This is a genomic window from Paraburkholderia sp. Ac-20342 (genome assembly GCF_017104985.1).
In the GTDB taxonomy this organism is placed as follows: Bacteria; Pseudomonadota; Gammaproteobacteria; order Burkholderiales; family Burkholderiaceae; genus Paraburkholderia.
In genome coordinates this window covers 1-11,181 of record NZ_JAAGPQ010000002.1, presented here as the reverse complement: position 1 = coordinate 11,181, position 11,181 = coordinate 1, and the positions used below count along the sequence as shown (strand labels likewise).

The 11,181-nt window shown below is 62.1% G+C and carries 10 protein-coding genes and 1 pseudogene; 9 read left to right on the top strand and 2 right to left on the bottom strand.

All coding sequences use genetic code 11. The annotated features are described in order from the left end of the window. Position 1 precedes the first annotated feature (1 nt). The 9 genes from G3N58_RS00865 (at position 2) to G3N58_RS00825 (ending at position 9,062) form a co-directional block, all read left to right on the top strand. Complete coding sequence (locus tag G3N58_RS00865) at positions 2-1,312, top strand: sel1 repeat family protein (protein WP_241016945.1); 1,311 nt, start codon at positions 2-4, stop codon at positions 1,310-1,312. Between the two features lie 25 nt (positions 1,313-1,337). Continuing rightward, positions 1,338-1,625, top strand: a complete 288-nt coding sequence (locus G3N58_RS00860) for a PAAR domain-containing protein (protein ID WP_167282027.1) — start codon at positions 1,338-1,340, stop codon at positions 1,623-1,625. 407 nt (positions 1,626-2,032) lie between these two features. After that, positions 2,033-2,968 (top strand): 2-dehydropantoate 2-reductase, encoded by a 936-nt coding sequence (gene panE, locus G3N58_RS00855; RefSeq protein ID WP_205988371.1) that lies wholly within the window; start codon positions 2,033-2,035, stop codon positions 2,966-2,968. A gap of 67 nt (positions 2,969-3,035) precedes the next feature. Beyond that, complete coding sequence (locus G3N58_RS00850; RefSeq protein WP_205998264.1) at positions 3,036-3,335, top strand: hypothetical protein; 300 nt, start codon at positions 3,036-3,038, stop codon at positions 3,333-3,335. 436 nt (positions 3,336-3,771) lie between these two features. Further along, complete coding sequence (locus G3N58_RS00845; RefSeq protein ID WP_167044883.1) at positions 3,772-4,224, top strand: HU family DNA-binding protein; 453 nt, start codon at positions 3,772-3,774, stop codon at positions 4,222-4,224. A gap of 394 nt (positions 4,225-4,618) precedes the next feature. Continuing rightward, positions 4,619-6,028 (top strand): circularly permuted type 2 ATP-grasp protein, encoded by a 1,410-nt coding sequence (locus G3N58_RS00840; RefSeq protein ID WP_167282033.1) that lies wholly within the window; start codon positions 4,619-4,621, stop codon positions 6,026-6,028. 178 nt (positions 6,029-6,206) lie between these two features. Further along, positions 6,207-7,157 carry an alpha-E domain-containing protein gene (locus G3N58_RS00835; RefSeq protein ID WP_167282035.1) on the top strand — a complete coding sequence of 317 codons (951 nt, stop codon included), beginning with the start codon at positions 6,207-6,209 and terminating at the stop codon, positions 7,155-7,157. Between the two features lie 12 nt (positions 7,158-7,169). Continuing rightward, positions 7,170-7,970 (top strand): transglutaminase family protein, encoded by an 801-nt coding sequence (locus tag G3N58_RS00830; protein WP_167044506.1) that lies wholly within the window; start codon positions 7,170-7,172, stop codon positions 7,968-7,970. Between the two features lie 210 nt (positions 7,971-8,180). Beyond that, positions 8,181-9,062: a proteasome-type protease gene (locus G3N58_RS00825; RefSeq protein ID WP_167282037.1), complete on the top strand. Its 882-nt coding sequence runs from the start codon at positions 8,181-8,183 to the stop codon at positions 9,060-9,062. Positions 9,063-9,174: 112 nt separating this feature from the next. Here G3N58_RS00825 and G3N58_RS00820 read toward each other — a convergent pair whose 3' ends face one another. Then, a complete protein-coding gene (locus tag G3N58_RS00820) occupies positions 9,175-10,359 on the bottom strand; it encodes a porin (RefSeq protein ID WP_167044500.1) in 1,185 nt (394 codons plus the stop codon). 545 nt (positions 10,360-10,904) lie between these two features. Next, positions 10,905-11,181: pseudogene (locus G3N58_RS00815) on the bottom strand (hypothetical protein); the annotation flags it as partial.

Below are 11,181 nucleotides of genomic sequence, written 5' to 3'. Positions count from 1 at the left end.
CATGCGTAGATCACTCATTGCCTTGTCTATTGTATGTCTGCTATCTGCCTGTTCGAAGAACGAGAATCACATGACCCAGTTGCCTGACGTTAGCGCAGTACGCCTCAAACTTGCCTTTACGTGTACGCACGAAGCCGATCATCTGCCGCTGCTCGATCCCGAATCGGAGAAACTTTTCCAGTACGGGCGATATCTTGAGAAGAAGGATGGGCCGAAGGATTTCAACGATGTGGCGCGCTACTACCGAATTGCAGCCGCGTATGGACACTACAAAGCGAACCACAATCTGCAAATCCTGATTTCGTCAGGATCGGCGTCGTCGCCCGACCCTGAAAAGGAAAGCGTCGATCTGGCTGAGCAGCTTGTCAAGGCAGGCGTGCCAAGTGGCTACTACGACATCGCGCACTATCTGCTAAATGGCTATGGTCTCCAACGAGACGAAGACGCAGCAAGACGCTACATGCGTAAAGCTGCAGACTTGGGAAATCCAGATGCCCAATATTACGTCGCGAATTTACTTAATCCCGCTGACATGGCGCCGGATATCGCACTTCAAATGTTTCGATGTGCATCAGATCAAGGATATGCTGCTGCAGGTAACGATCTCGGTGTGGCATTTCAGCTCGATCGAAAATTTGCCGAAGCAGCTGAGGCTTTCCAAAGTAGTGCGAAGGCGGGTAGTAGTCAGTCGGCGTTTCTGCTTCAGTATGCCTTTGATGCGAAGTCCGGAAAGAATGAACTCTATGCTATCGGCGTTGAGCCTGACGCAGAACGTACTCGCCGCTATGGCTTGATCGGCAAATTCCTCGACAGCAACGATGGTCGTAATCCTAAGGTGCCGGACATCGACAGGATCGTTCCGTTGCCGCCCGCGAAGCTCCCGCCGTGGGACGGTACTTTCCAGTGGCAAAAGGAACAGGACGCAGCAGTACCGCCACAGAAGCCATCCGGCGAACTTATTGACCAACTGGCAAAAGCAAAGCATCTCGATCCGGCAACGGGCCTGCCGCTATCAGGTTTATCGGAAAAGACATCACAGGCAGACGAATCTTCGAACTTCGCAATGACCCGTACGCCTATCGGTACTCTCGCTAGCACGGGCGATATCTGCCCCGAAGATGGTGTGTGGCATGCAAAACTCGAAACAGGTCAGGCGGGAGATGCGCAGCGGCGTTTCCTGAAGGGCGATACGCTACCGTCGCTTGTCGTACGCGAACCGCGCGCGCTTGCGTTCCTCGACCGCATGATGGGCGCGCGTCAGCAAGTCGCAAAAGTAGCATGGGAACTGGTCGCATACATCGATCAGGCGTGATGTTCCAATAACAGGCAAGCAGATTGTGAAGCGATATCTAATCCTGGACGGTGATTACACGACGGCATCCGGAACGGTTCATGCGTCCCCGACTTCCTTGTCATTCGGTAGTCGGCGTGTCGCACACGAAGGCGATGACATTGCCTGTCCCGCCTGCAATTCAACGGGCAGGATCAAATGCGATGGTCCTCGTCTCACGATGCCGGGTCCGGCTGGACGCCGCACAGCACTGAGCGATGATCTATGCATCTGTAAATGCGATCCGCCACCGAAGCTCGTTGCGTCTCAGCAGGCAATGTCTGTCGACGTGTGACCCGGTACGGGTGAATTATTCATACGGGGTGTTTTCGCTGGCGTACATCCCGCTCAGGGTTGTGATCATAAAAGGCAGTGCGCCGGATGTTTGTGCGCCGTCTCAAACATGAAGCATGCCGTGCGAGCAAGAATGCCGCCTAAGCAAACATCCTCGCCCCGCCCATGAATCAACCCGCCCACCCATAAAATCATCGAAGCGATGCCGACGCTGCATCGCAGCACAAACACCCATGCCCGCGCGGCGAGAAGCGATTCACAATCTTTGCTACATTCCTGCACACGCGCCGTCCGTGCGGCATCGCAGTGTGCGCCAAAGCCGCGGCACATGAGCGGCACCTAAGCACCACGAGCGATGTAATCCGCGCGATCGGGCAGCATGAGCGAAATCTTTCAAGAGGCTAAAAGATGCGAATTCTGGTAGTTGGGGCAGGCGCGGTCGGTGGATACTTTGGCGGCCGTCTCGCGGCGGCGGGGCAGGACGTGACTTTTCTCGTGCGCGCGGGCCGTGCCGACAAGCTGCGCAGCGAAGGGCTCGTCATCAGGAGCTCGCGCGGCGACCTCGTGCTGCGCGACGTGCAGACGATTCTCGCCGGCGTCGCGGCCGAACCGTTCGATCTCGTGCTGCTTAGTTGCAAAGCCTATAGCCTGGATGACGCAATCGACTCGTTCGCCCCGCTCGTCGGCGAATCGACGGTGATCCTGCCGATGCTCAACGGCATGCGCCATATCGACGTGCTGACCGCCAGATTCGGCAAGGAACGCGTGCTCGGCGGCCAATGCGTGATTGCCGCGACGCTCGACGCCGCGCAGCACATCGTGCATCTGAACGACATGCAGGCGGTCACGTTCGGCGAAGTGCCGGGCGGCACGTCCGAGCGTGTGCAGGCGATTGCCGACGCGATGAGCAGCGCGAGCTTCGACGTTTCGGTCAGCGACAACATCTTGCTGCGCATGTGGGAAAAGTGGGTGTTTCTGGCCACGCTCGCGGGCAGCACCTGCTTGATGCGCGGTTCTGTCGGCGATATTCTGGCTGCGCCCGACGGCAAGCGGCTGATCGAGAACCTGCTCGGCGAATGCCGCGCGGTGGCCGAGCACAACGGTTTCACGATGGCCGCGGACTTCGACGCGCGCGCGACGCAAACGCTGTTGACGCCCTCGCCGCTGACCGCGTCGATGCTGCGCGACGTCGAAAACCACTCGCATACCGAGGCGGATCACATTCTCGGCGACCTGATCTCGCGCGGCGGCGACGCGCAGAAGGGCGAGCACGGTTTGTCGCTGCTGCGTATCGCCTATAGTCATCTGAAGACGTACGAGACGCGCCAGGCCCGCACTTCCTGACGGGACCCGCGCGGCACGCAAGTGCGGCGCGGCCGCGCCGTCGCAACCAGACGTTCGGAGGTGAAGCATGCCGACTCCCACCGGATCGGTGCCCGCGCTCAGTGCCGCTTCAGCAACCGTGTTCTCGATCGGTATCGTCTTTCTCGGCTACTGGGGCATGTATGAGCCGATCCCCTGGCGCGCGGCCGACGTCGTGGTCGTCGTGTTCGCGCTGCTCGGCTTCGCGTGTCTCGGCCTCGTTCCGTGGATGGCGACGAGTCCCGTCGAGCCCGAAACCCGCGACGCGCGCGTGCGGATCGCGCGGCATCTGTTTCTCGCGGGCGTGAGCGCGATCTGGCTCGCGGTCGCGGTTTCCGTGATCTTCTGAAGCGAACCTCGCCGCCGCGCATAGCGGCGCGGCGCTCGTGGTGCTGGCGACGCGGGTCCGCATTGCGCCGCAAGCCCGGTGAAAACCTCGCCAAAGCATCGGGAAAACACCGCGGCTCTTAACAAAAAATGACGAAAGTGCCCTGATTCAAGGGGTGAAAAGTCCGCGCCGGCTTCCGGCAACCCGTCAAAACCGCGCTCGAAACGAACTGTAACGAGCGTTACGTATGCGTCCCGACGACTCCGCCGAACGCGTTTTAGCCGCTAAAACAGGCACTAAAACGCGTCGCGCAGTCAGCGCCGCGCAACAAACCTTCATCGCAATACATAAAAGTGTCGCGCAAATCGCTTGAGCGCTTGTAGAATCCGGCGTTGAAGCGTGCACATACCGTGTGCGCTTCGTGCAATTCAAATTGACCACAACAGGTAGGAGAAACATGCCGACTTCCGCAAAAAAGGTGGCCAAGAAGGCTGCTGCCCCGGTACCGACCAAGAAGGTTGCTGCAAAGAAAGCCCCTGCGAAGAAAGCCGTCGCAGCCAAGAAGGTCGCCGTGAAGGCGTCTGGCGCACCGTCGCCGATCAAGGACACCTTCACGAAGGCCTCGTTGGCAGCGCACGTTGCTGAACGCGCAGCCGTTGAACCGAAGACCGCCAAGGCCGTGCTGGCCGCGCTCGAAGACACGATCCTCGGCTCGGTGCACAAGAAGGGCGCTGGCGAATTCACGCTGTCGGGTCTGTTGAAGATCGTCGTACAGGCTGTGCCGGCGAAGAAGAAGCGCTTCGGCAAAGACCCGTTCACGGGCGAAGAGCGCTGGTTCCCGGCCAAGCCGGCTAGCGTGCGCATCAAGGCACGCGCGCTGAAGAAGCTGAAGGACGCAGCGGCAGCCTGAAGCTTAAGTGCTGCGGGCGCTTTCCGGCGTCGAGGTTTAAGCAGTCAGGCCCGACGTTCGAGCGCGCTTCGAGTACTTGCAGGCAGGTAGTCCGAATCCCCGTGGATGCGAATCCACGGGGATTTTTTTATGCGCACGCTACGTAGTGAACACGCAAGACACTATCGTGCGCGCCATAGTGCGCACCCTGATAGCGTGCTCGCACTGTGGTGGCGCATCATGATCCACGGCAGTACGATAGCAGCGACGCGATGCCATCGCGATGCGCCGTTAGCGTGCATGCAGGCATGCTTCGGCGCGGTAAATCCAATGGCATAACGCTTGCTTGATCGAGTATCGAGTACCGAATGCGCAGCGCATTCGCCTTCTATCCGACAACAAGAGTGGGGCTGAGATGCGATGCTATGACGAGATGCGCCATCAGGACGATGGCGTACGGCCGCATTACGCGCGCTTCGAGCGCTGGCTGGCGCGGCAGGGCGACGAGGCGATCGCGCGCAAGCGTGCCGAAGCCGACCTGCTGTTCCGGCGCGTCGGCATCACCTTCGCGGTGAACGGCGATCTGTCCGGTACGGAGCGGCTGATTCCGTTCGATCTGATCCCGCGCATCATTCCGCGCGGCGAATGGCAGACGCTCGAAGCCGGCTTGCGTCAGCGCGTGCAGGCGCTCAACCTGTTCATCCACGACGTCTATCACGATCGCAACATCGTGCGCGCGGGCATCGTGCCGGCCGAGCAGGTCTATACCAATGCGCAGTATCGTCCGGAGATGCAGGGCGTCGACGTGCCGCTCGGTGTTTACGCGCATATCGCCGGCGTCGATGTGGTGCGTGCCGGCGACGAAGGCGAGTTCTACGTGCTCGAAGACAATCTGCGGGTGCCGTCGGGCGTTTCCTATATGCTCGAAAACCGCAAGATGATGATGCGGCTGTTTCCCGAGCTGTTCGTGCAGAACCGCATCGCGCCGGTCGCGCACTATCCCGATCTGCTGCTCGACACGTTGCGCTCGGTGGCGCCCGAAGGTGTCGACGAGCCGGTCGTCGTCGTGCTCACGCCGGGCATGTACAACTCCGCCTATTTCGAACATACGTTTCTCGCGCAGCAGATGGGCGTCGAACTCGTCGAGGGCAAGGATCTCTTCGTCGACGACAACTACGTGTTCATGCGCACGACGCAGGGGCCGAAGCGCGTCGACGTGATCTACCGGCGCGTCGACGACGACTTTCTCGATCCGCTCGCGTTTCGCCCCGATTCGGTGCTCGGCGTGCCGGGTCTCCTGAACGCGTATCGCGCGGGCCGCGTCGCGCTCGCGAACGCGATGGGCACCGGCATCGCCGACGACAAATCGATCTACCCCTACGTGCCCGAGATGATCGGGTTCTACCTCGGCGAGAAGCCGATCCTCAACAACGTGCCGACGTTCCAGTGCCGCAAGCCCGACGATCTGGCCTACACGCTCGCGCATCTGCCTGAACTCGTGGTGAAGGAAGTGCACGGCGCGGGCGGCTACGGGATGCTGGTCGGCCCCGCCTCGACGCATGCCGAAGTCGAGGCGTTCCGCGAGCGTCTGATCGCGCGGCCGGCCGGCTATATCGCACAGCCCACGCTTGCGCTGTCCGCCTGTCCGACCTTCGTCGAAGCGGGCATCGCGCCGCGCCATATCGACCTGCGGCCCTTCGTGCTGTCCGGCAAGACCACCACGATGGTGGCGGGCGGTCTCACGCGCGTCGCGTTGCAGGAGGGCTCGCTCGTCGTCAATTCTTCGCAGGGAGGCGGGACCAAAGATACGTGGATGGTCGACTGACGCGGCTGCCGTCGTGCCCGTTTATGCCTTGTATCAAGGCCTGAAACGGCGCCGCGCATGCAGCCCGACGCACCGGTAGCGGTACGCAGCGCGCCGCCGGCGCTTACGGATAACCAGCGCGGACCTTCGCTGCTGACGAAGGCCCCGCGTAATCAGCTCTCAGATATGGAACGCCGTCATGCTTAGCCGAACCGCCGATCACCTTTTCTGGATGGCCCGCTATATGGAGCGCGCGGAGAACACCGCCCGCATGCTCGATATCAACCTGAAGGCGCAGCTTTTGCCGCAAACGCCCGAACAGGAGGCCCGCGCGCAGCGTTCGGTGCTGCGCATCTCCGAACTCGAAAGCGTCTTCGCGCAACGCCACGAGGAAGCGACGCGCGAGCACGTGCTCGACTTCATGATTGCCGATGCGGGCAATCTGTCGAGTATTCATTCGTGCCTGCAGGCCGCGCGCGAAAACGCGCGAGCCGTGCGCGGCACGCTCACGACCGAATGGTGGGAGACCATCAACGATACGTGGCTCGAATTCAGCGAGCGGCTTTCGAGCGGCCAGGCCGCGAGCAATCCGGGCGCGCTGTTCGAATGGGTCAAGTTCCGCTCGCATCTGTCGCGCGGCGTGACGATTGGCACCGCGCTGCAGGACGACGCGTTCTTCTTCACGCAGCTCGGCACGTATCTGGAGCGTGCCGACAACACCGCGCGGATTCTCGACGTGCGGTTCGCGAACGTCGAGCCGAATTCGCGCGACGCCGCGCGCCAGCTCGAAGACTTCTATTACTGGACCTCGATTCTCAGTTCGGTGTCGGCGCTCGAAATCTATCGCAAGGTGTATCGCGACGTCGTGACGCCCGCGCGCGTGGTCGAACTGATGATCCTGAACCAGCAGATGCCGCGCTCGCTGCTCGCCTCGCTCGACGGCGTCTGTTCGAATCTCGCGATGCTGCGCACCTCGGGCTCGAACCTGTGCGAACGTTTTGCCGGCAAGCTGCGTGCCGAGTTGCTGTATGCCGACATCCGGCAGATTTTCGAAACCGGCCTGCACGCCTATCTGACGCAGTTCCTCGCGCGCGTATTCGAGCTCGGCAATCTGGTGGCACGTACCTATCTGATGCTGCCGGTCGCCTGACGGAGTTTTCCCATGTACCTGACGATCCGCCACGACACGTCCTATCGCTACGAAGCGACGGTTCATTATTCGATCCAGCAGTTGCGCCTCACGCCCGCGAGCGGCGCCTCGCAGACCGTGCGGCGCTGGAGCATCGACGCGCCCGGCAAGCTCGACGCCGCGCTCGACGCGTACGGCAACGTGCTGCATACGCTGGTCATCAACAAGCCGCACAGCGAGATTCATTTGCGCGTGACGGGCGAGGTGGAAACGGTGCCGCTCGCCGACGGCGTGCTGCGCGATCCGCCCGGCCCGATTCCGCTCGAACATTTCACCTGCGCGACGCGCCTGACCGAAGCCGATGCGGCGATCCGCGAACTCGCGGCGACGGTGCCGGGTCTCGCGAGTCCGGCGGGGCTGATCGCGCTGTCCGGGCAGATCGTCGAGCGCGTGAAATACCGCGCCGGCATTACCGAAGTCAGCAGCACGGCCGCCGAAGCGCTGGCGCTCGGCAACGGCGTATGCCAGGACCACGCGCATCTGATGCTCGCATGCTGCCGCGCGCGCGGCGTGCCGGCGCGTTACGTGAGCGGCTATATCGAGCCCGGCGACGTGCCGCATTCGGCGAGTCATGCATGGGTCGACGTGTGGCTCGACGGCACGGGCTGGGTTTCCATCGACGTCACGCATGCCGCGTTTGCGAGCGAGCGCTACTGCCGGCTCGCGGTCGCGCGCGATTACGAAGCGGCGGCACCGGTGCGCGGCCGGCGTATCGGCGGACTCGAAGAGAAGCTCGATGTGTCGGTGACGGTCAGCGCGCAGATGGCGCAGTGATTGCAATCTCATGGAGTTTCGGTGACGAACCGGCGTATCGCTGCACGCGTGAAGACGGGGTTCGCGTGCACGCCGGTTGTTCGTTTATCGTGCCTGCACGTCGCTGACAGTTTTTCGTCAGCGAGATGCAAAAAGGCTGTCAACACCGATAAGAGGTACATCGGCGCCGCATTACAATAGCGCCGTTCAGTTGCCTCTTGCGGATTCCTCATGACCTATTGCGTAGCGATGGCCGTCAACGATGGCCTCGTGTTTCTGTCGGACACGCGCACCAATGCGGGTGTCGATCACATCAGCACCGCCCGCAAGATGTCGGTGTTCGAGCAACCCGGCGAACGTTTGCTCGTGCTGCTCGGCGCCGGCAATCTGTCGCTCACGCAGGCGGTGCTGCACGAACTGTCCGAGCCCGCCGATGCCGGCGATGCCGCGCAACCCACGCTCTGGAACGCGCCGACGATGGCCGATGCGGCGCGCGTGGTCGGCCATGCGGTGCGCCGCGTGCATCAGCGCGAGGCCGACGCGTTGCAGAAGTTCGGCGTCGACTTCAATTGCAGCTTCATTCTCGGCGGGCAGATCGCGGGTAGCCGCATGCGTCTTTTCATGATCTACGCGGCCGGCAATTTCATCGAAGCATCGGCTGTGAATCCGTATTTCCAGATCGGCGAGGCGAAGTACGGCAAGCCGATCATCGACCGTGTGCTGACGCCGTCCACGCCGCTCGGCGAAGCCGCGAAGTCCGCGCTGATCTCGATGGACTCGACGCTGCGCTCGAACCTGTCGGTCGGTCTGCCGCTCGATCTGCTCGTCTACGAAAAGGACGCGCTGCGTGTGACGCGCTTCGTGTCGATCGACCGCGACAACGCGTACTTCGACATGATTCACCGCACGTGGGGCGAGCGGCTGCGTCAGGTGTTCGCCGAGATTCCCGACCCGGACTGGCAGGACTCGCTCGGCGCGCCGGCGGCGCAATCGGAGCAGGCGCTCGTGCGGTATCGCGCGCCCGTCGGCGCGGACGGCATCGGGCACGAAAGCGAGGCGACGCCCGCGCAGACGCTCGCGCAGGCCGAGCGAGGCAAGTCGCAGCGGCGCTAGGTCCGCCTGATCTCGGGACGAAAAAAAGCCAGCCATCGGCATCGCCTTTGGCTGGCTTTCGTTTTCGGGTACGCGGCTCGCGCGCCGCGTACCGAATCCGTTAGAAGTCCAATCAGAACTTGTGACGGATACCGACGCTGACCATGACCTGGTTGTCGGTGCTCGACTGGTTGCCGTACGAGCCGATCGACGCCGTTGCCGCCACGAGGCCGCCGGTGGCCGGATCGCGCTGGTCGCCGCTCGCATGTTGCCATGCGGCGACCGTGTACAGGTCGGTGCGCTTCGACAGCGCGTAGCTGCCGCCGAGCGAAACCTGGTTGTACGTCGCGGTTGCGTCGCCGGTGCCGCGCGTGTACGCGTAGCCGATACCGAGCAGCGCTGCCGGCGTGACCTGGTAGCCGAGGTAAGCGCGGCCGACGTTGAACTTCTGCGTCGTCTGGAAGCCCGAGTTCGCGTCCGGCTTGTATTGCGCGTTGCTGTAGCTCAGGTTGGCCGTGAACGGACCCGTCACGTACTGCACGGCTGCCGAAGCGATGCCGATTGCCTTCGAGAACGCGTAGGCGCTGTTGATGCCGGCGTTATCCGGGAAAGCGGAGTCGAACGTGCCGCCTGCCGTGCCTGCCCAGCCGCCTGCCGCGGTACGCGAAGCGAGCGAGTTGGCGTTGCTGGCATGCAGGTAGCCGGCCGCGACGCTGAACGGACCCGTTGCATAGGTTGCCGCGCCCGACCACGTCTGGCCCGAACCCGTCGAACCCGCGACGCCGCCCAGTGCGTACATGCCTTCGATCTGGAAGCCGCTCCATACCGGCGAGACGTACTTGACCGAATTGTTCACGCGGAAGCTGTTGTCGTTGTTGTCGACGTCACCCGGCGTCGCGAACGTGCTGCCGAAGTAGCCGTCGCCCGTGAGCGGCTGGATCATGTCGACCAGCGGATCGTACTGACGGCCGGCCGTCAGCGTGCCCCAGTTGTCGCCCGACAGACCGACGAAAGACTGGCGATTGAAAATCGTGCCGCTCGACGACAGTGCGCCGGTGTTCACATCAAAGCCGTTTTCCAACTGGAAGATTGCCTTCAGGCCGCCGCCGAGGTCTTCCGAGCCTTTCAGGCCAAAACGGCTACCTTGCAGATTGCCCTGGAACAGCTTGACCACGCTGCCGCCGTGCGGCGTTGCGTTGTTCACGTATTGGACCGATTCATCGATCAGGCCATAAAGAGTCACGCTGCTTTGAGCGTGAGCCATTCCGGTGACGCCGAGCAGCGTCAGCGAGAGAGTCGACAGTGCGATTCGTTTCATCCAAATTCTCCACGCAGATGATTGTTCGTTGTTGCGGAAAGCAGAATAGCTCACGGGTCCAATCGGTAAGAACAGGAAAAAAAAGAATGTCGTAAAAAGCTGACAAACGACCTAAATCCTTGTATTTAAAGCCTGTCAACGATTATTTCTATTTGCGAAATATTTATTGGATAAATAAGCATTATTGTTGATTTGCCGATAGTGACAATGTGAATAAATCCATATATTGAACTGAATTGAAGGTGAAATGTAATCTAGTCATCTACACGTCCAGTCGATTTTGTAGCGAAAGCGTAAAAACGGCCGTGAGGGCGGCGACCCGATGATCTGGACAGAAATGGCCGGCTGTGCGCAGGCGCAACCTTTCGCGAAGCGAGGGGTGCAACCTCGGGCGAGTGATGCGCGTTTCGCGATGCGGGGCCGGGGACGATTTCGCGTGTGCGGGTGGAGGCGGAGCAGAATGACCGGTTCGGTGCGGGCCGGCGCGTTCCAGGCGATGACGCTTCAGTTCGGCATCCGCCGGCCCGGCGGTATCGCGTGCCGGTTCAGCGTTTGCCCGTGCCTGTGTCCGTGCCGCGGCGCGTGACCGCCGCTGCCGCGAGGCCGGCCGCCGCGGCGAGTAGCACGGAGGTCCACGGGTTGCGCCGGACGTAGCGATCGGCGGCCTTGGCCTGGCGGTGGGCTTCGACGAGCGCGCCGGCGCGTTCCAGGCGATGACGCTTCAGTTCGGCATCCGCCGGCCCGGCGGTATCGCGTGCCGGTTCAGCGTTTGCCCGTGCCTGTGTCCGTGCCGCGGCGCGTGACCGCCGCTGCCGCGAGGCC